At 55.5% G+C, this 24,132-nt stretch carries 26 protein-coding genes; 17 read left to right on the forward strand and 9 right to left on the reverse strand.

Going from position 1 to position 24,132, the window contains the following annotated elements; all coding sequences use genetic code 11:
- Window position 1 precedes the first annotated feature (1 nt).
- The 7 genes from ilvN to DG357_RS00210 all read left to right on the forward strand — a co-directional run bounded on the left by ilvN (window position 2) and on the right by DG357_RS00210 (window position 7,064).
- A complete protein-coding gene (gene ilvN / locus DG357_RS00180; protein WP_088204450.1) occupies window positions 2-289 on the forward strand; it encodes an acetolactate synthase small subunit in 288 nt (95 codons plus the stop codon).
- A gap of 82 nt (window positions 290-371) precedes the next feature.
- Window positions 372-965, forward strand: coding sequence for a transcriptional regulator UhpA (gene uhpA / locus DG357_RS00185; RefSeq protein WP_041911714.1), 594 nt, complete (start codon window positions 372-374; stop codon window positions 963-965).
- Window positions 962-2,467 carry a signal transduction histidine-protein kinase/phosphatase UhpB gene (gene uhpB / locus DG357_RS00190; protein WP_088204451.1) on the forward strand — a complete coding sequence of 502 codons (1,506 nt, stop codon included), beginning with the start codon at window positions 962-964 and terminating at the stop codon, window positions 2,465-2,467. The genes uhpA and uhpB overlap by 4 nt, the downstream gene beginning before the upstream one ends.
- Window positions 2,460-3,770 carry an MFS transporter gene (uhpC, locus tag DG357_RS00195; protein ID WP_063943316.1) on the forward strand — a complete coding sequence of 437 codons (1,311 nt, stop codon included), beginning with the start codon at window positions 2,460-2,462 and terminating at the stop codon, window positions 3,768-3,770. The genes uhpB and uhpC overlap by 8 nt, the downstream gene beginning before the upstream one ends.
- Before the next feature lie 132 nt (window positions 3,771-3,902).
- A complete protein-coding gene (gene uhpT, locus DG357_RS00200) occupies window positions 3,903-5,294 on the forward strand; it encodes a hexose-6-phosphate:phosphate antiporter (RefSeq protein ID WP_028014963.1) in 1,392 nt (463 codons plus the stop codon).
- Window positions 5,295-5,455: 161 nt separating this feature from the next.
- Window positions 5,456-6,460 carry an alpha/beta fold hydrolase gene (locus DG357_RS00205; RefSeq protein ID WP_045630908.1) on the forward strand — a complete coding sequence of 335 codons (1,005 nt, stop codon included), beginning with the start codon at window positions 5,456-5,458 and terminating at the stop codon, window positions 6,458-6,460.
- A gap of 151 nt (window positions 6,461-6,611) precedes the next feature.
- Window positions 6,612-7,064: a DUF1198 domain-containing protein gene (locus DG357_RS00210; protein WP_045260830.1), complete on the forward strand. Its 453-nt coding sequence runs from the start codon at window positions 6,612-6,614 to the stop codon at window positions 7,062-7,064.
- Here the strand turns inward: DG357_RS00210 and DG357_RS00215 are convergent.
- Window positions 7,061-7,981 (reverse strand): LysR family transcriptional regulator, encoded by a 921-nt coding sequence (locus DG357_RS00215; RefSeq protein WP_063943310.1) that lies wholly within the window; start codon window positions 7,979-7,981, stop codon window positions 7,061-7,063. The genes DG357_RS00210 and DG357_RS00215 overlap by 4 nt on opposite strands.
- 187 nt (window positions 7,982-8,168) lie before the next feature.
- Between DG357_RS00215 and DG357_RS00220 the strand changes: the two genes are divergently transcribed.
- From DG357_RS00220 to DG357_RS00255, 8 genes are read left to right on the forward strand one after another with little or no spacing between them, the layout of a single operon-like run.
- Window positions 8,169-8,780, forward strand: a complete 612-nt coding sequence (locus tag DG357_RS00220) for a hypothetical protein (protein ID WP_045260828.1) — start codon at window positions 8,169-8,171, stop codon at window positions 8,778-8,780.
- A 10-nt stretch (window positions 8,781-8,790) separates the two neighbouring features.
- Window positions 8,791-9,567, forward strand: coding sequence for an AfsA-related hotdog domain-containing protein (locus DG357_RS00225; RefSeq protein ID WP_028014968.1), 777 nt, complete (start codon window positions 8,791-8,793; stop codon window positions 9,565-9,567).
- The gene (locus DG357_RS00230; protein WP_088204452.1) at window positions 9,560-10,393 is read left to right on the forward strand and encodes a hypothetical protein; all 834 of its coding nucleotides are present in this window, start codon (window positions 9,560-9,562) and stop codon (window positions 10,391-10,393) included. The genes DG357_RS00225 and DG357_RS00230 overlap by 8 nt, the downstream gene beginning before the upstream one ends.
- A 7-nt stretch (window positions 10,394-10,400) precedes the next feature.
- Entirely contained in the window at window positions 10,401-10,625 is a 225-nt protein-coding gene (locus DG357_RS00235) for a 2-hydroxymuconate tautomerase (RefSeq protein WP_041911708.1), read from the forward strand.
- A 3-nt stretch (window positions 10,626-10,628) separates the two neighbouring features.
- A complete protein-coding gene (locus tag DG357_RS00240; RefSeq protein WP_047366714.1) occupies window positions 10,629-11,279 on the forward strand; it encodes an HAD family hydrolase in 651 nt (216 codons plus the stop codon).
- A gap of 21 nt (window positions 11,280-11,300) precedes the next feature.
- Complete coding sequence (locus DG357_RS00245; RefSeq protein ID WP_088204453.1) at window positions 11,301-12,521, forward strand: MFS transporter; 1,221 nt, start codon at window positions 11,301-11,303, stop codon at window positions 12,519-12,521.
- Window positions 12,508-12,921, forward strand: coding sequence for a carboxymuconolactone decarboxylase family protein (locus DG357_RS00250; RefSeq protein ID WP_028014973.1), 414 nt, complete (start codon window positions 12,508-12,510; stop codon window positions 12,919-12,921). Before DG357_RS00245 ends, DG357_RS00250 begins: the two co-directional genes overlap by 14 nt.
- Entirely contained in the window at window positions 12,918-14,093 is a 1,176-nt protein-coding gene (locus DG357_RS00255) for an acetyl-CoA C-acetyltransferase (RefSeq protein WP_028014974.1), read from the forward strand. Before DG357_RS00250 ends, DG357_RS00255 begins: the two co-directional genes overlap by 4 nt.
- Before the next feature lie 62 nt (window positions 14,094-14,155).
- Here DG357_RS00255 and DG357_RS00260 read toward each other — a convergent pair whose 3' ends face one another.
- Window positions 14,156-15,154: an aldo/keto reductase gene (locus DG357_RS00260; RefSeq protein ID WP_047366712.1), complete on the reverse strand. Its 999-nt coding sequence runs from the start codon at window positions 15,152-15,154 to the stop codon at window positions 14,156-14,158.
- Window positions 15,155-15,361: 207 nt separating this feature from the next.
- On the opposite strand from DG357_RS00260, the gene nepI reads away from it, so the two are divergent.
- On the forward strand, window positions 15,362-16,552 hold the full coding sequence (gene nepI / locus DG357_RS00265; RefSeq protein WP_049000261.1) for a purine ribonucleoside efflux pump NepI: 1,191 nt from the start codon (window positions 15,362-15,364) through the stop codon (window positions 16,550-16,552).
- A gap of 48 nt (window positions 16,553-16,600) precedes the next feature.
- On the opposite strand, the gene DG357_RS00270 is transcribed toward nepI, so the two are convergent.
- The 6 genes from DG357_RS00270 to DG357_RS00295 all read right to left on the reverse strand — a co-directional run bounded on the left by DG357_RS00270 (window position 16,601) and on the right by DG357_RS00295 (window position 22,525).
- The gene (locus DG357_RS00270; protein WP_028014977.1) at window positions 16,601-17,506 is read right to left on the reverse strand and encodes an EamA family transporter; all 906 of its coding nucleotides are present in this window, start codon (window positions 17,504-17,506) and stop codon (window positions 16,601-16,603) included.
- A gap of 147 nt (window positions 17,507-17,653) precedes the next feature.
- Window positions 17,654-19,033 carry a carbohydrate porin gene (locus DG357_RS00275; protein WP_041911699.1) on the reverse strand — a complete coding sequence of 460 codons (1,380 nt, stop codon included), beginning with the start codon at window positions 19,031-19,033 and terminating at the stop codon, window positions 17,654-17,656.
- Window positions 19,034-19,171: 138 nt separating this feature from the next.
- Window positions 19,172-19,474 carry a PTS lactose/cellobiose transporter subunit IIA gene (locus tag DG357_RS00280; protein ID WP_074147985.1) on the reverse strand — a complete coding sequence of 101 codons (303 nt, stop codon included), beginning with the start codon at window positions 19,472-19,474 and terminating at the stop codon, window positions 19,172-19,174.
- A 5-nt stretch (window positions 19,475-19,479) separates the two neighbouring features.
- Window positions 19,480-20,856: a glycoside hydrolase family 1 protein gene (locus DG357_RS00285; protein ID WP_088204454.1), complete on the reverse strand. Its 1,377-nt coding sequence runs from the start codon at window positions 20,854-20,856 to the stop codon at window positions 19,480-19,482.
- 17 nt (window positions 20,857-20,873) lie between these two features.
- The gene (locus tag DG357_RS00290; RefSeq protein ID WP_088204455.1) at window positions 20,874-22,199 is read right to left on the reverse strand and encodes a PTS sugar transporter subunit IIC; all 1,326 of its coding nucleotides are present in this window, start codon (window positions 22,197-22,199) and stop codon (window positions 20,874-20,876) included.
- 11 nt (window positions 22,200-22,210) lie between these two features.
- The gene (locus tag DG357_RS00295) at window positions 22,211-22,525 is read right to left on the reverse strand and encodes a PTS sugar transporter subunit IIB (protein ID WP_014830072.1); all 315 of its coding nucleotides are present in this window, start codon (window positions 22,523-22,525) and stop codon (window positions 22,211-22,213) included.
- A 293-nt stretch (window positions 22,526-22,818) separates the two neighbouring features.
- Between DG357_RS00295 and DG357_RS00300 the strand changes: the two genes are divergently transcribed.
- Window positions 22,819-23,769 (forward strand): LacI family DNA-binding transcriptional regulator, encoded by a 951-nt coding sequence (locus tag DG357_RS00300; RefSeq protein ID WP_028014982.1) that lies wholly within the window; start codon window positions 22,819-22,821, stop codon window positions 23,767-23,769.
- A gap of 44 nt (window positions 23,770-23,813) precedes the next feature.
- Here the strand turns inward: DG357_RS00300 and DG357_RS00305 are convergent, their stop codons facing one another.
- Entirely contained in the window at window positions 23,814-24,110 is a 297-nt protein-coding gene (locus DG357_RS00305; protein WP_028014983.1) for a YicS family protein, read from the reverse strand.
- Window positions 24,111-24,132: the final 22 nt, after the last annotated feature.

The raw sequence follows: 24,132 nt of genomic DNA on the forward strand, positions 1-24,132 counted from the left end.
CATGCAGAAACAATATGATAACGTCATTCTGGAACTCACCGTCCGCAACCACCCTGGCGTTATGACCCACGTCTGTGGGCTGTTTGCCCGCCGCGCGTTTAACGTGGAAGGTATTCTCTGCCTGCCGATTCAGGGCAGCGAGCACAGCCGCATCTGGCTACTGGTCAACGACGATCAGCGTCTGGAGCAGATGATAGCGCAGATCGACAAGCTGGAAGACGTCACCAAAGTGGCGCGCAACCAGTCCGATCCCACCATGTTTAACAAAATTGCGGTGTTTTTCGAGTAAATCGCTTAAGGTAAGCGTCTTTCGCTCTTGTAGGCCGGATAAGCGCAGCGTCATCCGGCTTTTTAAGACCGCAGGAACACACATGACCACCATCGCTCTCATCGACGACCACCTTATCGTCCGCTCCGGCTTTGCCCAGCTTCTTAACCTCGAACCGGATTTCCAGGTCGTGGCCGAGTTTGGCTCCGGTCACGAGGCGCTGGCGGGCCTGCCGGGGCGCGGGGTGCAGGTCTGTATCTGTGACATCTCGATGCCGGATCTCTCCGGGCTGGAGCTGTTGAGCCAGCTGCCGAAAGGGATGGCGACGATCATGCTCTCGGTTCACGATAGCCCGGCGCTGGTCGAGCAGGCGCTCAACGCGGGGGCGCGCGGCTTCCTCTCCAAACGCTGTAGCCCGGACGAGCTGATCGCTGCCGTGCGCACCGTCTCCACCGGCGGCTGCTACCTGACGCCGGATATCGCCATCAAGCTGGCGGCCGGACGTCAGGATCCGCTCACCAGACGCGAGCGCCAGGTGGCGGAGAAGCTTGCCCAGGGCATGTCGGTGAAAGAGATTGCCGCCGAGCTGGATCTGTCGCCGAAAACCGTGCACGTCCACCGCGCCAACCTGATGGAAAAACTCAACGTCAGCAACGACGTCGAGCTGGCGCGCCGCATGTTCGACAGCTGGCAATGAGTCCCGTGTTTTCGCGGCTGATCGCCGTCGTTGCCAGCTTTTTTATCTTCTCCGCCGCGTGGTTTTGCCTGTGGAGCATCAGCCTGCATCTGGTGGAACGCCCTGAGCTGGCGGTGCTGCTGTTTCCCTTCGGCCTGCGTCTGGGGTTAATGCTCCAGTGCCCGCGCGGCTACTGGCCCGTGTTGCTGGGTGCAGAGTGGCTGCTGCTGGTCTGGCTGGCGCAGGAAGTCGCTCTGGCGCATCTGCCATTATTGATGATCGGAAGCCTGCTTACGCTTCTCCCCGTTGCCCTGATTTCCCGCTATCGTCACCAGCGCGACTGGCGCACGCTGCTGCGGCAGGGGACGGCGCTGATTGCCGCCGCGCTGCTGCAGTCCCTGCCGTGGGTCGGCGACAGGGAGATGCTCAACGCGCTGCTGCTCACCCTCACCGGCGGCCTGACGCTCGCGCCGACCTGCCTCGTTATCTGGCACTACCTCTCAAGCACCGTCTGGCAGCCGCTTGGTCCGGGGCTGGTGTCTCAACCGGTGAACTGGCGCGCCCGGCATCTTATCTGGTATCTGCTGCTGTTCGTGGTGAGCCTCTGGCTTCAGCTGGGTTTACCTGCCGAGCTTTCACGTTTTACCCCGTTTTGCCTGGCGCTGCCGATTATCGCCCTGGCCTGGCACTACGGCTGGCAGGGGGCGCTGATCGCGACCCTGATGAACGCTATCGCGCTGATTGCCAGCCAGACCTGGCACGACCATCCGGTGGATCTACTGCTCTCGCTGCTGGCCCAGAGCCTGACCGGGCTGCTGCTCGGGGCGGGCATTCAGCGCCTGCGCGAGCTGAACCAGTCCCTGCAAGCAGAGCTGGCGCGCAACCGGCGTCTGGCGGAGCGTCTGCTGGAGACCGAGGAGAGCGTGCGTCAGGAGGTGGCTCGCGAGCTGCACGATGATATCGGCCAGACCATTACCGCCATCCGCACGCAGGCGGGCATCGTCCAGCGTCTGGCGGCGGAAAACGCGGTGGTGAAGCAGGGCGGGGCGCATATCGAACAGCTTTCGCTGGGTGTCTATGACGCCGTTCGCCGCTTGCTGGGACGGCTGCGTCCGCGCCAGCTTGATGACCTGTCGCTGGAGCAGGCGATACGCTCCCTGATGCGCGAGATGGAGCTGGAAAGCCGCGGCATTGTCAGCCATCTCGACTGGCGCATTGATGAATCATTGCTCAGCGAAGGCCAGCGCGTGACGCTGTTCCGCGTCTGCCAGGAGGGGCTGAACAACATCGTCAAACACGCCAATGCCAGCGCGGTGACGCTCCAGGGCTGGCAGCAGGACGAGCGCCTGATGCTGGTGATTGAAGACGACGGCTGCGGCCTGCCGCCGGGCTCCGGCCAGCAGGGCTTTGGCCTGGCGGGCATGCGCGAGCGCGTGAAGGCGCTGGGCGGCACGCTGAACCTTTCCTGCACTCACGGGACGCGCGTCAGCGTCAGTTTGCCGTTAAGGACGTACCATGTTTAAAACCCCAACCAGCGCGGCTCCGTTGCGCGACAAGGCGGAAATCGACGCCCGCTACCGCTACTGGCGTCGCCATATCCTGATTACCATCTGGCTCGGCTACGCGCTGTTCTACTTCACCCGCAAAAGCTTCAACGCCGCCGCGCCGGAAATCCTCGCCAGCGGCGTGATGACGCGCACCGATATCGGCCTGCTGGCGACGCTGTTTTACATCAGCTACGGGCTGTCGAAGTTCTTCTCCGGCATCGTCAGCGACCGCTCGAACGCGCGCTATTTCATGGGCGTTGGGCTGATCGCCACCGGCGTGGTGAACATCCTGTTTGGCTTTTCCACTTCGCTGTGGGCCTTTGCCCTGCTGTGGGCGCTGAACGCCTTTTTCCAGGGCTGGGGCGCGCCGGTCTGCGCCCGCCTGCTCACCGCCTGGTACTCGCGCAACGAGCGCGGCGGATGGTGGGCGATCTGGAACACCGCGCATAACGTCGGCGGGGCGCTGATCCCGATGGTCGTGGGAGCCGCAGCGCTGCACTACGGCTGGCGCACGGGGATGATGATTGCTGGTGGCCTCGCGATTGTCGCCGGGCTGTTCCTCTGCTGGCGCCTGCGCGACAGGCCGCAAACCGTCGGCCTGCCGGCGGTGGGCGACTGGCGGCACGACGAGATGGAGATCGCCCAGCAGCAGGAGGGCGCCGGGCTGTCCCGCCAGGAAATCCTCACCAAATACGTGCTGAAAAATCCGTACATCTGGCTGCTGTCCCTCTGCTACGTGCTGGTCTACGTGGTGCGCGCGGCGATCAACGACTGGGGCAACCTGTACATGTCCGAGACGCTCGGCGTGGACCTGGTGACCGCCAACTCTGCGGTGACGATGTTCGAGCTGGGCGGGTTTATCGGCGCGCTGGTGGCGGGCTGGGGCTCGGACAAGCTGTTCAACGGCAACCGCGGCCCGATGAACCTGATTTTTGCCGCCGGGATTTTGCTCTCCGTGGGCTCGCTGTGGCTGATGCCGTTCGCCAGCTACGTGATGCAGGCGGCGTGCTTCTTCACCATCGGCTTTTTTGTCTTTGGCCCGCAGATGCTGATCGGCATGGCGGCGGCGGAGTGCTCGCACAAGGAGGCGGCAGGCGCGGCAACGGGCTTTGTCGGGCTGTTTGCCTACCTCGGCGCATCGCTCTCCGGCTGGCCGCTGGCACGGGTGATCGACGTCTGGCACTGGAGCGGGTTCTTCGCGGCGATCGCCATCGCGGCGGGCATTTCCGCCTTGCTGCTGCTGCCGTTTTTGCACGCCCAGGCGCCGCGCGAAGCGTGACGTGCCTCACCTTTTGTTGCCGAATGGCGCAAAACTAAGAAATTTTCCCGGTTTTACCTGGACGCTGTCTCAGGCATCTCTCCCGGCTGGTTTTTACAATGCTGCAAAAATCAGCTCAGGAGTAAACCAACCATGCTGGCCTTCCTCAATCAGGTGCGCAAGCCGACCCTGGATCTGCCGCTCGACGTGCGGCGCAAAATGTGGTTCAAACCGTTCATGCAGTCCTATCTGGTGGTCTTCATCGGCTACCTGACCATGTACCTGATCCGCAAAAACTTTAACATCGCGCAGAACGACATGATCTCCACCTACGGGCTGAGCATGACGCAGCTGGGGATGATTGGCCTGGGCTTCTCCATCACCTACGGAGTGGGGAAAACGGTTGTGTCCTACTACGCGGACGGCAAAAACACCAAGCAGTTCCTGCCGTTTATGCTGATCCTCTCCGCCATCTGTATGCTCGGCTTCAGCGCCAGCATGGGCGCGGGCTCCGTCAGCCTGTTTCTGATGATCGCCTTCTACGCCCTGAGCGGTTTCTTCCAGAGCACCGGCGGGTCGTGCAGCTACTCCACCATCACCAAATGGACGCCGCGCCGCAAGCGGGGTTCGTACCTCGGCATGTGGAACATCTCCCACAACCTCGGCGGGGCGGGTGCGGCAGGCGTGGCGCTGTTTGGCGCGAACTATCTGTTCGACGGCCACGTGATCGGCATGTTTATCTTCCCGTCGATTATCGCCCTGATCGTCGGCTTTATCGGCCTGCGTTTCGGCAGCGACTCCCCGGAATCCTACGGCCTCGGCAAAGCGGAAGAGCTGTTCGGGGAGGAGATCAGCGAAGAGGACAAAGAGACCGAAGAGAACGAGATGTCCAAATGGCAGATCTTTGTTGAGTACGTGCTGAAAAACAAAGTGATCTGGCTGCTGTGCTTCTCAAACATTTTCCTGTACGTGGTGCGCATCGGCATCGACCAGTGGTCAACGGTGTACGCCTTCCAGGAGCTGAAGCTCTCTAAAGAGGTGGCGATTCAGGGCTTCACCCTGTTCGAAGTGGGCGCGCTGGTCGGCACGCTGCTGTGGGGCTGGCTCTCCGACCTCGCCAACGGCCGTCGCGCGCTGGTGGCCTGCGTCGCGCTGGCGCTGATTATCGCCACGCTCGGCATCTACCAGCACGCCAGCAACCAGTACGTTTACCTGGCGTCCCTGTTCGCGCTCGGCTTCCTGGTGTTTGGCCCTCAGCTGCTGATTGGCGTGGCGGCCGTAGGGTTCGTGCCGAAAAAAGCGATCGGCGCCGCCGATGGGATTAAAGGCACCTTCGCCTACCTGATCGGCGACAGCTTTGCCAAGCTTGGCCTGGGGATGATCGCCGACGGTACGCCGATTTTCGGCCTCACCGGTTGGGCGGGCACCTTCGCGGCGCTGGATGCGGCAGCGATTGGCTGTATCGTCCTGATGGCGATGGTCGCGGTGCTGGAAGAACGTAAAATTCGCCGCGAGAACCGCGCGCAGAAATTAAAAGCGGCCTGAGTGTGCAGGTAACTTCTTTGCCCGGCTGACCGCCGGGCTTTTTTTATTTGCTCGTCCTACCTTTACCCCGCTTTACACACCCACTCCTCTCCATGCTCTACAGTGTTTTTTGCTGCCGCCTTTCGTGCAGCCTTAGCCCCTTTTGCTAACGGAGAGCTTGCATGTTAACCCGACGATTGTCCTGCCTGGCGCTGCTGATGGCGCTGGCGTCCCCCGCAATGGCCGCGGATGCCCCCACCTACGGCGAGAAGCTGGAAGGTTTCGACTACGGCTGGCAGGTAAAACACTTTACCTTTACCTCGCAAAACCAGTCTCTGGATATGGCTTACCTGGACGTGAAGCCGGAAAAACCCAACGGACGTACCGTGGTGCTGATGCACGGCAAAAACTTTTGCGCCGGCACCTGGGACGGCACAATCCGTGCGCTGTCGGCCAGCGGGTATCGCGTGATCGCACCCGACCAGATCGGCTTCTGTAAATCCACCAAGCCGGACCATTATCAGTACACCTTCCAGCAGCTGGCGGACAATACCCACGCGCTGCTCACATCGCTTGGCGTCGATCGCGCGACGGTTATCGGCCACTCGACCGGCGGCATGCTGGCAACCCGCTACGCGCTAATGTGGCCGCAGCAGGTAGAGCAGCTGGTGATGGTCAACCCGATAGGGCTTGAAGACTGGAAAGCGCGCGGCGTGCCGCACATTACGGTTGACCAGTGGTACCAGCGCGAGCTGAAGGTCAGCGCCGACGGCATTCGCCAGTACGAGAAAAACACCTACTACGCCGGGGAGTGGAAGCCGGAATACGAGCGCTGGGTGACCATGCTTGCCGGGCTGAACAACGGGCCGGGCAAAGCGCGCGTGGCGTGGAACTCGGCGCTGCTCTACGACATGATCTACACCCAGCCGGTTATCTACGAATTTAGCGACCTGAAGATGCCGGTATTATTGATGATCGGCACGAAGGACAACACCGCCATCGGGAAAGACCTCGCCCCGCCGGAGGTCCGCAAGACGCTCGGCAACTATGCGGTGCTGGGCAAAGAGACGGCGAAGCGCATCCCGCACGCGACGCTGGTGGAGTTTAACGACATGGGCCACGCGCCGCAGATGCAGGATCCCGCACGCTTTCACGAGGCGCTGTTGAAGGGGCTTCAGGCGCGCTGACGGGTCTCCAGCAACAGCCCGCGCAGCCACGCCTGCGCGGGATTGCTTACATCGCATTTATCCAGCTTTTTTCGGTTCACTATTCTGGCCGTAGCCGCTGTCGACACGCTGCGTTTCCCGCTATGATGAGCGGCTAGTCTAAGGAGAACGCATGGTCTGGATAATGCTGGCAACGCTTGCCGTGGTGTTTGTGGTGGGATTTCGTGTCCTGACCTCAGATTCCCGCCGCGCCATCAAACGTTTAAGCGAACGGCTGGGGATTACCCCGATGCCAATCGAGTCGATGATTGACCAGTTCGGTAAAACACCGGGCAATGAATTTATCCGCTACCTTGAGCGGCCTGACGAGGCGCATCTGCAAAACGCCGCGCAGGTGCTGCTCATCTGGCAGGTCTGTATTGTCGACGGTAGCGAAGAGAATCTGCATACCTGGCACCGTATGCTGCGTAAAGCCCGCCTTGCCGCACCCATTACCGATGCGCAAATTCGTCTGGCACTTGGCTTTATGCGCGAAATGGAGCCCGATCCGCAGGAGCTGAACGTCTTCCAGCTGCGCTATAACCAGCTATTTCTGCCGGAAGAAGGTGTGTTTTATCTGCATTAAGCCTTTTTGCCGCACAAGATATTCTGAGCGTTCAGGATCTCCTCTCTGTTTTCATTGAGGCGAGTTGCGGCATAGATATCAATATTTAATCTCTTTGCCTCATCGTCCGTTAGTTCGCGATAGCATAGCCCCTCCTGATTGAAGGTGCATTTTGACTGAGGCAGCAGCGCAAACCCTTTCCCTCTTGCGATACGGCTTAGCATCACGAGGGAATCATCCGGCTCTTTAATACGCTTCAGCGGCGTTTTCAGCGTGTCAAAGTAGCTTTCGCATTTGTCATAGAATGACGGATTAGCGCTTCTCGAAAACCAAAAAAGTGGAAGATCGCTAATGTCTTCCAGCGAGACTTTCTCTTTCAGACTGGCAGGATGTAAAGAAGGCATTGCGATGAGCAACGGTTCCTGGCAGACCCAGCGGTATTGAACAATATCTTCATGACCCGTTCCTCTTTCCCCGGTCAGCACCAGATCCAGCATATTTTTAGACAAGCTTTGCAGCAGCTGTGCTGACGTCAGGTCGGGCGTTTCAACGTCATCTCCGGCGTTCATTTTTTGAAGCTGGGTATTTACAGGTTCAATATATTCAAAATTAAGCGTGCGCGTGAGACCGATGCGCAGATTCGTTTCTGAAGAGTGAGGATCTTCTTTTAAGCTGCTGATGTCTTTGAGTATTTTTTCTGCCTGAACGACCAGCGCTCGGCCTGCTTCAGTGAGGCTAACGTCATGCGTACTGCGACTGAACAACTGACGTTTCAACACCGCTTCAAGGCATTTTATCTGACGCGTCAGAGGCGGTTGAGTCATGCGCAGACGTTCGGCAGCCTTACGAAAGTTCAGTTCATGTGCAACAGCGAGAAAGCATTGTAATTGTTTGATACTGGGCAGGTTATTGCTGATTAAATGTTCTGCTGTAGCCATACGTGGGTCCTAAATGCGAAAAGGTATTTCGTCTTTTTTCCATTTCGATATTACACGCTAAATGCTGGCAGCAAAACCCGTTTTAACAGTAATACAAAAAATATATTACAAATTTAACAATTCCAATAGTTTCCTGTATTGATAAATTTCTATCCGAATCCTCACTTAATCAATACTCGGAGTAATTATGTCGTCCAAATATGTACTGGTATCACGCTTCCCATTAAAAAACACTTTTTCTGAAAAAGAATTTACTTCCTTAAAAAGCAATGAAAACGTTCGCTACTATACCTGTGAAGAAAACGGCGTTAATGAATTGCTGGAATTACGCGCATTCAACGATATTAAAGAAATTGCATGGGTTGAAAGTGAAATGGAATCCATGTTCCATCGTTTCTCTGAAGTTCTTTCTGCCGATATCCGTCGCGAACTGCTTAAGTTTGTTGAATCCCCAATTGATAATAAAAATAGCTTGCCACAATCAAATTATATTCAACTCCGACACGTCGAAGTGCCTGCGCATAACTATCAGCAGTACCGTCAGTGGCGCGATGAAACCATTTTTAATGTTGTAAGAGATAACAAAGATAAGATTGAAAGTTTCGAAGCATTTCATTCACTGATCAGCGGCGTTCCGGGTGTAATGTTTATCTCCTCATTCAACGGCGATAAAGCAGCATATAAAGAAGCATTTACCAATGCACGTTATCAGGAAATCATTCAACAGGCCGGCGATAACTTTATTACTGGCGGTAATGACGGCCTTTATACACGTATCTATCGTGCTTGCTGTTGTTGAGGGACAATGAATGAACTGTAAAAAGTTGGTAGTTGTTGGCGATAAATTTAATGAATTTGCTAATGGTAAAGATGTACTGACTATATCTCAGCTAGAATTATTGACTCAAATCCCTGCGAATATCATTGATAAAGAACATGAAATTATTGTTGGGCAGGGCGTGCGCAAGGATTTTGCCGGAAAGGTAATTTCAAATCAGGCAAGAAATGCGATTCATGGTAATAAGTTAAAAATGTGCTCTCTGGAAAAACTGGTTAGCGACAAAAAAAATGCTTATTGCCATAAAAGACTGGAACAGAATGTACTTATAGGACCTGCGGAACAAGCTGAGCATAACCACGATCTTTATGCGATGCCGCTGTTAATTGATGAGCGTTGCGAATTGATGGCGGATCATCAGACGGGGCAGCATATTCAGGGAATGCTCTTGGTTGAAGCCAGCCGACAGGCCTTTATCGGCGTCACCGAAGAATTTATTTACCAGCAGGAAAGTGGACGCTATTACGTCATTAATAGCATGGCAATCAATTTCGCCAGTTTCCTGTTCCCTTTACCGGCGCTGGTCCACTTTGAATTTCTTGAAAAAGATATTAACGACCGCCGGGGGCGTTTCAAGGCTCAGGTTCGCGTCACTCAGCACCAAACGCTTTGCGCGACAATGGATGTCTCGTTCACCGTCTATCCTTCCGCCCTGATTACAGAGAAAGAGAAATCTCTGGCTGAGGTTGCCATGCAGGCGACCATTGTTGAGCAGCAAGGGGTGACTCAGGGGGTAACGCATGCCTGAATTACGTAGCCAGAAATACCGTCTGGCTGCGACCACGCAGGGGCCGCTTTACCCCCCTGCGGAGGTCATGGACGGGAAGGGTAATTTTGTCGTGGTGGGCATGGTGCCAGGGGATAACGGACTGCAGTGGCGAAGCGTCATTGTCTCTCCGGACAGCCCGCTTCCGGCATTTGGGGAAGTCGCACCCTATAACATTCTGTGCGATCTGGACAAGATGCCTCAGGACGCGTTGAAGGACATCATTCTTCATACTCTTCCTTTACCCATTCCGATGAACAACTATCGGATGATTTTCGCACCAGAACAGCGGCCGCAGGCCAATAATGAAATAAGGCCTGGCCTGCCACTTCATGAAGGCTATATCGCGGATTATCGCAGCAGCGATGGAAAGCGAGAGATCGAGCCAGTGACCCTCGCTGCCTGGCTCGAGGCAGAGGGCACCTTTGAGGTCACATTGTCCGAAGATAAGAAACGAGCCCGGTTCACGTTTTCGTTCCGGAGCCTTGTTCCGGATAGCGTTTACACCGTGATGAGTCTCAGGGAAAACGATCTAGCCTCGGAGGATCCGAGCAGGCCAGGTCCGCTGGGAATACCCAACGTATTTATAACCGATAGCGAAGGTAATGCCGAATATTGGGCAGAGTTAACCGATCCTTTCCCGGCACCGGCGAGGAAAGGAAACAGAATTATTAACGTAGTCGTACTTTATATGAGCTCGCGTCAGAGCTACGGCGGTGCAATTGGCTTTTATGGTCTTGGAGGCGATATCCATGCCCATTTAAAACTCAAAGGCCGTTCCTTCGATGAATTTACAACTATAGAGTGAGAAAAATATGCCATTTGTTCATGTTATGACCTGGCCTGCGAAAGATGAAAATCAAATCATCAGACTCCAGGAAGATATTACATTTGCCGTTCACAAAAACACGGGTGCGCCGCTGGATAAAATTTCCGTGGTGGTTTCTGAAATTGCGCCTTCCCGCTGGGCGGATGCAGGCGTGTCTGGTACGGATAGAGATTTTCCGGTTAAGAGTCGAAGAAAAAACTACGAGGAATAAAGTTTGCGTAAACATGCCGCTTTTTTTGATGTTGATGAAACGCTTATAAATATTAAAAGCATGTTTGATTTCTATGATTTCTGGTGCAGGGAAAATAATCAAAACGATCGTCTTCAACGCTATATGTCTCGTTTTCGCACCGACGTGAAAAACGGCGTGCCAAGGGAAGCTCTGAACAGAGATTATTATCGTCAGTTTAAAGGTGTGTCTTGTCGTTATCTGGAAGAAATGGGTGAGAAGTGGTTCAGGCGTAAGCTGGAAAGCAATTTTTTTATTGAGAGTGCTGTTTCAGCCCTTAAAAAACATCAGAACCAGAACATGTATACCGTATTTATATCGGGCTCTATGCTTCCGATTCTTTCACCCATTGCAAAATATCTTGGAGTAACGGAAGTACTCTGTGCGCCGGTGATAATAAATGACGAAGGTGAGTTGACGGGTGAAATCGGCCTGCCTCAAACAATTGGAACAGGTAAAAAAGACGCGCTTATCGCCTTTTGCGATGATAAAGAGATTAACCCCGTGGATTGTTATGCATACGGCGACGATCTTTCGGATATTCCAATGCTGGAAGCCACTGGCCATCCCGTCTGTGTGGGAGAGCATTCCGCGCTTACCAGATATGCAACTGAAAAAAATTGGCACATTATTTAAATCCTTATTGAGGTAAGTAGTATGACTTCAGAACTCACTCCGCAGAATATGACGTTAAGGTCATGGCTAGCTTTATTCATTCTGGCTATTTCAACCTTTACTATTGTCACCACCGAACTGGCGCCAGTCGGATTATTAACGCCAATCGCAGAAGGGCTACAGTCTTCGGAATCTGCGGTGGGCATGACCGTGTCGCTTTATGCCTGGGTGGGGGCGTTGAGTGCGCTGTTTGCCTCCGTCTTTTTAGGGAATGTGTCCAGGAAGCGGCTTTTACTTGTGCTCACTGTGGTACTTCTGATCTCTAACGTTATGGCTGCAACGGTAAACGTCTATAGCATGCTGCTTAGCGCCCGCGTACTGGGAGCGCTCGCTCACGGCGCATTCTGGGCGATGATCGGCGCAACGGCGGTGGCTATGGTCCCTGCCAGATATATAGGGGCGGCGACGTCAATCGTATTTGGTGGTGTTTCCGCAGCAAGCGTTTTTGGCGTACCGGTATCCAACTATATTGGTATTCACTTCGGCTGGCGGCAGGCATTTTGGCTGATGGCCGCGCTGAGCGTAATTGCCTTTGTGGGTATTAGCGTTCTTGTTCCCAGGATTACCAGCAAAAGTGCGCTCGGGCTGGATGCGCTTAAAGGCGTGCTGAAATCGTCAACATTATGGAAAATTTACTCAGCAACCTTGCTGGCTGTGACGGCTCACTTTGCTGCCTTTACGTACATTGAACCCTGGCTACACACGCAGAGTTTACTGTCCACCACCATTATTCCTGCTGTGCTTTTTGTTTACGGCATCGCGGGTCTGGCAGGTAATTTCCTGACCGGCGTGTTGATTGATAAGTATCTCAAGCTGACGGTCTCTTTGTCTGTACTGCTGATCTGTGCAGTGCTGCTGTTCCTGGGCCTGTCTGGTTCCTCGCTCTCTGCTGCGTTGATATTTACCAGTATGGTTGTCTGGGGTGTCGCCGTATCAGGAATATTTGTCGGTTTCCAGACGTGGGTTTTACGTATGGCAGAGGATAAAGCCTTCCCGGCCTCCGCAATCTACGTTTCATTTTTCAATACCGCCATTGGTATCGGTGCGTCAGTCGGTGCCTGGATGGTTTCATCATTTTCAATGCCGCTCCTGTATATCGTCGCCGGTACGGCCATCGGTCTGTCCGTTCTGCTTGTCGCGGTTATTCCGGCAACGTTGACCGCAAAACAATCCCGTATGGAGAAATCTTATGAGTCAAATTAATGACCGCACGCGCTATGGCAGAGAGATTATGGACCGTCTTGAAGCGGGGCTCGCGGATAAAGTCACCCGCCGCCTGAGCGAGCTGGACCCGGGGCTGCCCGCCCTGATTACCGACTATGCGTTCGGGGATGTGGTGGGTCGTCCGGGACTGGATCTCAAAACGCGCGAAATGTTGACCGTCGCCTCGCTTGTGACGCTGGGTAATGCCATGCCGCAGCTAGAACTGCATATGCGAGGCGCGCTGAATACCGGCGTGACGCCGGAAGAGCTGCTTGAAATTGTGATACAGATGGCGGTATATGCTGGCGTTCCCGCCTGCATGAATGGTCTTACTGCATACCGCGCGGCAATGGCCGCGACGGGCCATACTTTGCCAGGACTGAAGGGAAGTGACGCATGAGCGAGATTGTTATTATTGCAGCCCGCCGCACGGCGACGGGCGCATTTCAGGGCGCGCTTGCGGAGCATTCAGCCTCTGATCTGGGAAGCCGCGTTATTCAGGCGCTCCTGAAAGAATCTGGCGTAGAAGCCAGTGATATCTCTCAGGTCATTATGGGACAGGTTCTTACTGCGGGGTGCGGCCAGAACCCGGCCCGACAGTCGGCACTGAATGCTGGGTTGCCCGTAGATACGCAATGTCTGACGGTAAACAAAGTGTGCGGGTCCGGGCTTAAGGCGGTCCATCTTGGCATGCAGGCGCTGCAGACGGGGGAGGCTGAGTTTGTTATCGCCGGTGGTCAGGAGAGTATGTCCAACGCGCCGCATATCGCCACGACGTCGCGTAGCGGAACGCGGCTGGGTGATATTACTCTCAAAGATAGCCTGGTTTCTGACGGGCTCTGGGATGCCTTCAACGATTATCATATGGGTATCACTGCAGAGAATGTTGCGACGGAGTTTGGTATCAGCCGCGAAATGCAGGATGAATATGCCCTTGTCTCTCACCACAATGCGCTTGAAGCGCAGGCGCGTGGCATTTTTGAGCGTGAAATTGTCCCGGTTGAGTGGCAGACGCGAAAAGGTGAAACGATCAGCGTGGAGAGGGATGAAGGACCCCGTGCAACCAGTATCGAAAAATTGACGAAACTGAAGCCTGTCTTCCGAAAAGAGGGTACGGTGACGGCGGGAAATGCTTCATCGTTGAATGACGGTGCCGCGGCGGTCCTGCTTTGTACGCGTGAGACTGCCGAAGCACGTGGTTTGCCGGTTCTGGCATCGCTGGGCGTATTTTCCAATTCCGGTATCCAGCCGGCATTAATGGGTGCAGCCCCGATTCAGGCCATTGCCGACTGTCTTTCCCGCTCGGGATGGAAGCCTGAGGATGTCGATCATCTCGAATCCAACGAAGCGTTTGCCGCCCAGGCGCTGGCCGTGATTCAGCGGGCCGGGATTTCCCCGGATCGTATCAATCCATACGGCGGGGCAATCGCGCTTGGGCATGCGATAGGTGCATCCGGCTGCCGAATTTTGGTGACGCTGGTTCATTCCCTGATCCGTAATGATGCCAGGCGTGGCGTTGCCGCACTGTGCGTTGGCGGCGGGGAAGGCGTCGCGTTGAGCGTTTATCGCTAACGGCATATCCGTAGATATAAAAAAACCGGGGAAACCCGGTTTTTTATTTTCAAGATGCTGTATCAGGCATTCACGCCCTTCATACCCTCGGCAGAATAACGATCGCCTTTAATCGCTACCCGGCGATGAAGGTTGTTCAACGATTCGATATCGCTCTTCTCAAGCACAATATCGGCAGCGCGCGCGTTCTCGGCCAGATAGCTGACGTGCTTAGTACCCGGAATGGGAACCAGCCGATCGTATTGTGCTAACAGCCAGGCAAGCGCAATCTGACCTGCGGTACAGCCGTATTTTGTCGCCAGCGGGGTAATGATATCAAGCAACTGGCGATTATGATCGAGGCTGGACTGAACAAATCGTTCGTTATTCTTGCGGAAATCACCTTCTGCAAAATCGTTGTTGTTCAGGTATTTTCCCGTCAGGAAGCCTCTGCCAAGAGGTGAGTAGGGCACCAGGCCGATACCTAGCGCTTTCACGACCGGCAAAATGTTTTCCTCAATGTCTCGTGTCCACAGAGAATATTCTGTTTGCAATGCGGTGACCGGATGCACCGCATGCGCCCGTTGCAGCGTTGAAGCCGACACTTCGCAAAGGCCGATGTGGTTGATCTTGCCCTCTTTAACAAGGGTGCGCAGACAATCCATACTCTCTTCGATCGGGGTTGCGTTACTCACTCTGTGAAGATAAAAGAGGTCGATTCGCTCCACACCAAGCCGCTTAAGGGATTCGTTACAGCAGCGGATGATATAGTCCGGCGTATTGTTGATGGTGCGGGCGTAGGACTCGTCAGGAGAACGATCGATGCCGCACTTCGTGGCGATTTTGAACTGGTCGCGAGTGTTTTTATCCAGCCCGGCAAGAAAGTGACCGATTAGCCTTTCATTATGGCCACGGCCATATAAATTTGCGGTATCAATAAACGTCACGTTCAGATCGATGAGGTTATGCAATACCTGCAGTGAGCCTTTGTCATCAGTCTGGCCATAAAATTCACTCAGACCCATGGCACCGTAGCCGACGGCACTGACGGTAAGATTTTGAGATAAAGTACGTGTTTTCATAGTTTCTCCTTTTCAGACGCTATGATTGTTTCACCTCAATTGTGGTTACTGAATTTTCATTTTCGTTATGCTGAAAAGGTATCAGTCACCGCCGCTCTGCCTTCCGAATCATTAAAAACGACAAAAGTTGTCTAAACGTTAAATTCGTCACACTTTTGATGATAAACTGCGCGACTTTTCCGCACGTTTTTATCTTCAGGTGATGCCATGACAGAACATATCCAGCCCACAACCAGACCGCAGACCAAAGAGGTGTCGCGCCCCAACTGGTCGGCGGTTTTCTCCGTGGCGTTCTGCGTCGCCTGCCTGATTACCGTTGAGTTTCTGCCGGTGAGCCTGCTGACGCCGATGGCGCAGGATCTGGGCATTTCCGAAGGCGTGGCGGGGCAGTCCGTTACCGTCACCGCCTTTGTGGCGATGTTCGCCAGCCTGTTTATCACTCAGGTGATTGGCGCGATTGATCGCCGCAAAGTGGTCATTCTGTTCAGCGTGCTGCTGACGCTCTCCTGCCTGCTGGTCTCTTTCGCGGAAAGCTTCACCCTGCTGCTGCTCGGTCGCGCCTGTTTGGGGCTGGGATTAGGCGGCTTCTGGGCGATGTCGGCCTCGCTGACCATGCGCCTGGTGCCCGCGCGCACCGTGCCAAAAGCGCTGTCCGTTATCTTCGGCGCGGTCTCTATTGCGCTGGTGATTGCCGCGCCGCTGGGCAGCTTCCTTGGTGGGATTATCGGCTGGCGTAACGTCTTTAACGCGGCGGCAGTGATGGGTGTGCTCTGCATTATCTGGGTGTGGAAGGCGCTGCCGTCCCTGCCGGGCGAAGCGGCGCACCACAAACAGAACATGTTCGCGCTGCTCAAGCGTCCGGGCGTGCTGGCGGGGATGACCGCCATCTTTATGGCCTTTGCCGGGCAGTTTGCCTTTTTCACCTACATCCGCCCGGTGTTTATGACCATGGCGGGCTTTGACGTGGACGGCCTGACGCTGGTGCTGCTGAGCTTCGGTATCGCCAGCTTTATCGGCACGTCGCTGTCGTCCCAGTTCCTGAAGCGCTCCCTGAAGGTGGCGCTGGCGGGTGCGCCGTTGCTGCTGGCGGTGAGTGCCACGGTGCTGATTTTGTGGGGTAGCGACAAATGGGTTGCCTCGGCGATTGCGATTATCTGGGGCTTTGCCTTTGCGCTGGTACCGGTGGGCTGGTCGACGTGGATCACCCGAACGCTTGCCGATCAGGCGGAAAAAGCCGGGTCGATTCAGGTGGCGGTGATCCAGCTGGCGAACACCTGCGGTGCGGCCATTGGCGGCGTGGCGCTCGACCATCTGGGGCTGACGTCACCGCTGGTGATTTCCGGCACGCTGATGCTGCTGACCGCGCTGCTGGTGGCGGGAAAGGTTAAGGCGAAGTAGTGTTTTTCTCCCTCTCCCGTGGGAGAGGGTTGGGGTGAGGGCATCAGGCTACGCCGATGCCTTAACCCTTCTACGCGAATCCATCGAAATCAGCACCACCGACGACACGATCAGCAGCGTCCCCAGCCAGTCCGGCAGCGTAAACGCCACGCCAAGCAACACCACCGACAGCAGCGCGCTGCTCAGCGGCTCGGCGCAGCTCAGAATGCTCGCCTTCGGCCCGCCAATCATCTGCGCGCCCTTCAGGTACAGGCTGAACGTCAGCGCCGTGCCGATCACCACCAGGTAGAAAAACGCCAGCAGCAGGCCGCCGTCAATCACGAAAGTGGTGCCGCGCCCGGCGTAGAACGGCGTCAGCATTAACCCGGCAATCAACATGCTCCAGCCGACAATCGGCAGCGTGCCGTAGCGGGCAATCAGCGCTGACGGATAGGTGGTGTAAAACGCGGCGGCAAACGCCGAGGCGATGCCGAAGAACAGCGCGGCAGGGGAGATGGAGAGCGAGGTTGGGTCGCCGTGGGTCACCAGCAGGAAGGTGCCGATCAACGACGTAAAAATCGCTGACAGGACAAACACGCCGGGACGCGTTTTCCGCGCCAGGGCGAACCACGCCACAATGATGGTCGGCGACAGGAACTGGAGCACGGTCGCCGTAGCGGCGTTGGATTTTTCAATCGTCAGCAGGAAGGTGAGCTGCACGGTGAGCGCGCCGACCAGCGAGAAAAACAGCAGACTGAGCGCGTCTTTACGATGCTTGATGATCGAGAAAATCTTGTCGCCGTGAACGAAGGAGAGCGTCAGCAGGATCACGCCGGTAAACAGCAGGCGAACCATGGTCAGGTAAGGCGAAGAAATGTGGCTTTTCTCCATGATGTACTGCGCGCAAACTCCGGAACTGCCCCATAAAACGGCGGCGATCAGGACGTTCAGCATCCCTTTGCGTGTGGAACCCATTTTCTCCCCTGCTATGTTGTCGTTAATTGGCCAACAGCATAGCATGGTTGTGTGCGGCCTGATGCCCTCACCCCGGCCCTCTCCCACGGGGAGAGGGGGAAAACCGTAGGCCGGGTAAGCGTAGCGCCACCCGGCATGTTGTTGACCTTAGAACCACGCCTCCCACATCGCGCCGACGTTGAAGTCGTCGAGCGTCTCGTCTTTGGTATTGTTCACGCGCGCGGTGCGTTCATTATCCACTTTGCCGCCGGTGACGTAGAAGCGCAGCATCGGACGGAACTCAGGCCCCATGGCGATAGACATGTTCTGCGACAGGGTCAGCTTCCAGCCCTTGTTGTCGCCGCCGTTGTCGTAGTCAACGTGCTGCCAGCCTGCTTCCAGCCAGGTGGAGTGAACATCGTTCCACCAGTGCATCGGGCGCACGATGGCGTTGTAGTTCTTGCGGTTGTCGGTCTTATCGCGGCTGTTGTCGTAGTCGTGGAAGGCGAGGATGTACTCCACCTGCGTGGCCTGGGTGAATTTATACAGCCCTTCGAAGCTGGCGTAGACCGTGGTCAGATCTTCGGTTTTGTTGAACACGCTGTTATCCGCGTTATCGGAGTAGCGGGCGATCACCTTGTTCACGCCGCTGTCGTTGGTGTGGCTCAGCACCACGCCGCCCTGCCAGGCGTTCAGACGCTCGTCGCTCTCCACCGCTTTGGAGTCAAAGCCGTAGTTGGCGTACAGCTCCATGTCGATCGGGCCGAGCTTCATGCCGTGGATTTTGGAGGTCGCGGCGTAGTTGCCCTTGTCGCCCGTGCCGGAACCGCCGGTACAGGTGATGCGCGACGGGTTCGCTTCATCTTCCATCACTTCCGGGCTACAGGATTCGACTGCCGCCACGGCAGCCACGTCAAACTGCACGCCGCCGATGTCGAAGTTCTTCACGCCTGCGCCCTGGCCGTCGTGGTTCATCCAGAAGTAATCGTTGATGCCCTGCTGCGGACGCTGGTGGAAGTCACGACCGGCCCAGAAGTAGGCATTTGGGTTGGAGGCCATAATGTTGGTCACCCCCGCGTAGGCTTTTTTCAGGTTAACCTCGTCGCCCCAGTGGTCGATCATCACGTTGATGTCCCAGATGGCGCCGTTGTCCCCTTTGAAGGCCTTGGAAAGCTGGAATTCCCCGCCGTTACCTTCGTTACCCAGACGACCAATCGCGGACGCGCCGTTGTAGGAGCCGTCCACCGCCACGTATTTCTGATCGGCGGCCTGGAAGTGCGCGCCGTAGCGGGCGTAGCCGGTAAATTTAATGCCGAACGGGATCGCCATATCCGGGGATTGCGCCGCGCTTTGCGGCTCGGTTACCACGTCCGCTTTTTTCGCAACCGCCGCATCCATTTTGGCCTGACGCTCGGCCAGAGCTTTATCTACAGCTTTCGCCACAATGGCGTCGATTTGCTCCTGGGTAAATTCTTGTGCGAGTACGGAAATTGGGCAAAGCGCGGCGATAACCGCCATGGTTAATGGAAGTTTTTTAATCGTATTCATGGTTATCTCAATATAGTTTAATTTTATTCAGACAATAACCATCCCGCTCCGATCTGACAGAGTATGTCGCTATCATCAGAACAAGTGGATCTCTATTTAGGGTACAGAGGTATTACATTAACTTTATTTCGCCATAGACTATCTCTTATATAAATGAATTATTTCTTCAGACAGTTCACGCGCTAATAAGGAATTCATTAAATGATCCTGCGCGTGCACCATAATTAACGTCATCGGCTGGCGGCCTTCGCCTGCATCCTGCTCGATCAGTTTGGTCTGCATCTTGTGCGCCTGGCGCGCGTAGCCGTCGGCTTCGTGCAGCAGGCTTTTGGCCTCGTCAAAGTTGCCCTGACGCGCTGCGTGCAGCGCTTCAAAGCACAGACTGCGGGACTGTCCGGCGTTGACGATAATTTCCATTACGGCTTCTTCTAGTGCGATCATCATTATTACTCTTTTTCAAAACTATTATTTAAGGCGGTGGCGGCAAACCACTCTCCGCTTTTCTTAATGGTGCGCTGCTGCGTTTTTAAATCGAGCTGGATAAATCCGTAGCGGTTTTTATAGGCATTACACCACGACCAGTTATCAATAAACGTCCACATATGGTAGCCAAGACAATTGCACCCTTCGCTAATACCTTTGTGCAGCCACGTTAAATGCTCAGAAATAAACTCGATGCGGTATTGATCGTTAATCTGGCCATTTTCAATAAAGCGCTGTTCATTTTCGACGCCCATGCCGTTTTCAGAAATAAAGCAGCGAGGGTTGCCGTAATTGTCGCGCAGGTTAACCAGAATATCGTAAATACCCGGCTCGTAGATTTCCCAGCCGCGGTACGGATTCATCTTGCGGCCCGGCATTTCGTAGTTATCAAAGAACCACTCCGGCATAAACGGCGCCTGCGGGTTCACCGCGCTGTCGCGACACTTCACGCGGCGCGGCTGATAGTAGTTCACGCCGAGCAGGTCGATTTTTCCTTCCGCAATCAGCGCGCTGTCTTCCGGCTTGCAGGCGGGCAACTGATCGTAGGATTTCAGCAACGCCACCAGGTCGGCCGGATACTCCCCGCGCAGTACCGGGTCAAGGAAGCTGCGGTTAAACATCAGGTCCGCGATGTGCGCCGCCTTCACGTCCGCCGGGTTCTGCGAGCGCGGGTAGGACGGCGTCAGGTTCAGCACGATGCCGATCTCACCCGCGTAATGTCCGGCGCGGTAAGCCTGAACGGCCTTCGCGTGGGCCAATACGGTGTGATGCGCCACGGTGGCGGCCCGGCGGAAATCCACCACGTTGGGATAGTGGAAGTCGTACAGATAACCGCCCTCCACCGGGACGATGGGCTCGTTGAAGGTAAACCAGTGCAGCACGCGGTCGCCAAACAGTTCGAAGCAGATCTGCGCATAACGGGCGTAAGCGTCCACCACGTCACGGTTTTCCCAGCCGCCGATCTCCTGCATCGCCATCGGCATGTCGAAGTGGAACAGGGTGATAAACGGCGTGATGCCCTGTTCATTCAGCTCATCAATGACCTGATTGTAAAAATCGACCGCTTCCGGGTTCACTTCACCGATACCGTCGGGGATCAGGCGCGCCCAGCTAATCGAGGTACGAAAGCTGTTGTGGTTCAGCTGCTTTAACAGCTGAATGTCCGTTTTCCAGTTTTGATAAAACGTGGAGGTCTGCTGCGGCCCCACGCCGTTGTGAAAACGGTTCGGCTCGCGGGCAAACCAGTAATCCCATGTGGTTTCCCCCTCTCTTGCCCCTTCGGTCTGGAGAGCGGAGCTTGCGCTGCCCCACCAGAAGTTATCGGGAAATGCGTATTTCATGTCCTTTCCTCTTTGACTTAATTGCTTGCGGCTTCAGCGGTACCGACGGTTGCCTGGGCTTTCTGCTCTTCGTTTTTCATCAGCGTACGCTCATAGGCGCGCAGGAACGGCAGGTACATCAGCGCGGACATCACCATACAGACCAGGCACATTATCACCGGACTTAGCGCCCAGTTTGCCGCCCATGAGGCACCAATCGGGGCGGGGGTGGTCCACGGGGTTAATGACACCACCTGAGCCAGCCAGCCGAGCTTCGTTGCGCCGTACGCCAGGCAGGCATTGACCAGCGGAACAAACACGAACGGGATAAACAGCATCGGGTTCATGATGATCGGCGCGCCGAACAGAATCGGCTCATTGATGTTAAAGAAGCTCGGCACAATGCCCATTTTGCCGATGGTGCGCAGGTGCGTGGCGCGGCTGCGCAGCAGCAGGAACGCCAGCGGCAGCGTGGAGCCTACGCCACCAATCAACAGGTAGTGATCCCAGAAGCCCTGCAGGTAAACGTGCGGCAGCGCCGCGCCTGCGGCGAGCGCCGCCTGGTTTGCGGAGAGGTTCGCCATCCAGAACGGGTTCATGATGCCGGTGACAATCAGCGAGCCGTGAATACCGGCAAACCAGAAGATCTGGCACAGCAGCACGGAGAGCAGTATCGCGGGCAGGGAGTCGGATGCGGATACCAGCGGCTCCAGCAGGTGCATGATCGCCTGCGGGATGATCATTCCGGTCTGCGCTTCAATGAACAGGTTCAGCGGGTGCAGCGTACCGATCACCACCATCACCGGGATCAGGATCTCAAACGAACGCGCCACGCCGGTGGGCACTTCCTTCGGCAGGCGGATGGTCACGTTGTTCTGCTTCAGCCACGCATAGACGCGGGTGGCGTAAATCGCAGTGATAAGCGCGGTAAAGATGCCCTGACCGGAGAGATACTGGGTCGAGATTTTACCGTCGGCATACGGCGCGGCGACCAGCAGGAAGGCCATAAAGGCCAGCAGGCCGGACATCACCGGGTCGAGGTTAAACTGACGCCCCAGGCTCGCTCCAATCCCCACCGAAATGAAGAAGGTCATCACGCCCATGCTGAGGTTAAACGGCAGCATCAGCTGCTCGCGGTAGGTCTGGGATAAATCCAGCCAGCCGCGGGCGAAGCTGTTGGTGGTATCCGCCGAGAACGGCGGGAAGATGAACACCAGCATAAACGAGCCGATGATCATAAACGGCAGCGCGGCGGTAAAGCCGTCGCGGATGGCAATCACATACTTTTGCTGACCCAGCTTTGCGGCCAGCGGGGTAATTGACTGCTCAATCACCGCGACCATGGATTGATATAACGAACTCATGTGAACACCTTTTAGTGTGCCGCTTCGATGAGCGACAGAGCATAGTCCAGTACTTTATCGCCACGTTGCATGCCGTAGTCCATCATGTCGATGGGCTGCACCGGAATGCCTTTCGTAGCCGCCTTGTCTGAGAGTGTCTGTAACATGTATTTCACTTGCGGTCCGAGAAGTACCACCTGGTATTGCGGAAACTGCGTATCAAATTCGGAAACACCGTACGCATCAATCTTCACCGGCAAACCACGTTCTTTCGCGACATCGACCATTTTGCTGACCAGCAGGCTGGTGGACATCCCGGCAGAGCAACACAGCATAATCTTGAACATCGACAACCATCCTCTAAATGTAAATAGTTATTGCGAGGATGATTGGACATGATACGGAAACCGGTTTCCATTTATAAAAAGCAGAACTGTGATAACCATCAAGATCCAATACTTATGAGGCTAATTAACCGGATGTGTGTCACATAATTTGGCTGTTTTGACATCATTTTGAGTGGAAACGGAAAATCGGTTTCCATGAAAAACGGAAACGGATATACTCCGTTCTGGCTATAATGTGAGCCGTAGCGGTTATGGAATTTGCAGGCGCGAGGTAAGCCTGCCAGGGGAAAGAGATGTCGACAATCAATGATGTATCACGTCTGGCCGGGGTGTCTAAAGCCACGGTATCGCGAGTGTTGAGTGGGTCACGTGGCGTTAAGGAAGCCAGCCGTCAGGCCGTGCTGAAGGCGGTGGATGAGCTGAACTACCGGCCTAACGTGATTGCCCAGTCGCTGCTGAGCCAGTCGACGGGCTGCATTGGGGTGATTTGCGCGCAGGAAAACATTAACCAGACCACCGGTTATCTTTACGCGCTGGAAAAACAGCTCAGCCAGCATCAAAAACACCTGCTGCTGCGCTTCGCCCATAGCAAAGCGGAAGTGATGAATGCTCTTGAAGAACTCTCCTGCGGCCTGTGTGACGACATTCTGGTGATTGGCGCCCGTTTCCCGCTGGACGTGGATATGGAAAACGTCATTCTGGTGGACTGCATGGAGGCTGATAACTCCAACAGCATTCAGTTCGATCACGCCTTTGCCGCCGAAACCGCCTGTAACTATCTGACCAGCCAGGGGCGTCGCCAGATTGCGCTGATCCACCCGCACGGCAGCGGGTTTGCCGACCAGGTGCTGCTCGGCTATAAGCACGCGCTGGAGAAAAACTTCCTGCCTTTTAATCGCAACCTCGTCTTTATGGACGCGACCTCCTCGTCCGTTGCGCTTCAGGAATTACTCAACAACGCGTCCACGCTGAACTTCAACGCGTTACTGGTGGCGGACGAGCAGGAAGCCCAGCGGGTGATCCCGCAGCTGCAGGCGTTTAATAAATCCGTACCGGACGACATTATGGTCTTTAGCCTGGCCGGATCGCTGCACCTGCCGGGTATTCCGGTGATCCCGGCGATTGAATATTCAATGGATGCCATGGCGGCGCGTATCGTAAGCTGGCTGACGGAGAAAACGCAGATGCTCGGGTCCTATGTTCTGCGCGGGGATCTCATCATTCCGGACGTGCGGAAGCGTTAAAACATTTTCCAGGCCGGGTAAGCGCAGCGCCACCCGGCGAGAACTCAATAATCTTCCAGACAATCCACCTGACCAACCGCAGCCCAGTAGGCGTCCAGGTTGTCGCGCTTCACGGCGGTGATGGCGTTTTTGATCAGCAGCTGATTGGCCTCGGACGACAAAATCATCTCCTGCCAGGCCTTATCGCTCTGCTTTTTCTGTGGCGTACAAGTTTTCTTAATATCTTTCAGGACCTGTTGCTTAATCTGCGCCTCTTTCGCCGGATCGTCCTTTTCCTGAGCATGGACAAACGCGGCGAAGAGCAGACAAACCAGCAGGCAGACCAGGTGCGCAGCTTTCATCAACAACCCCCTTTAGACGTCA

The organism is Enterobacter bugandensis (assembly GCF_900324475.1).
Classification (GTDB): Bacteria; Pseudomonadota; Gammaproteobacteria; order Enterobacterales; family Enterobacteriaceae; genus Enterobacter; species Enterobacter bugandensis.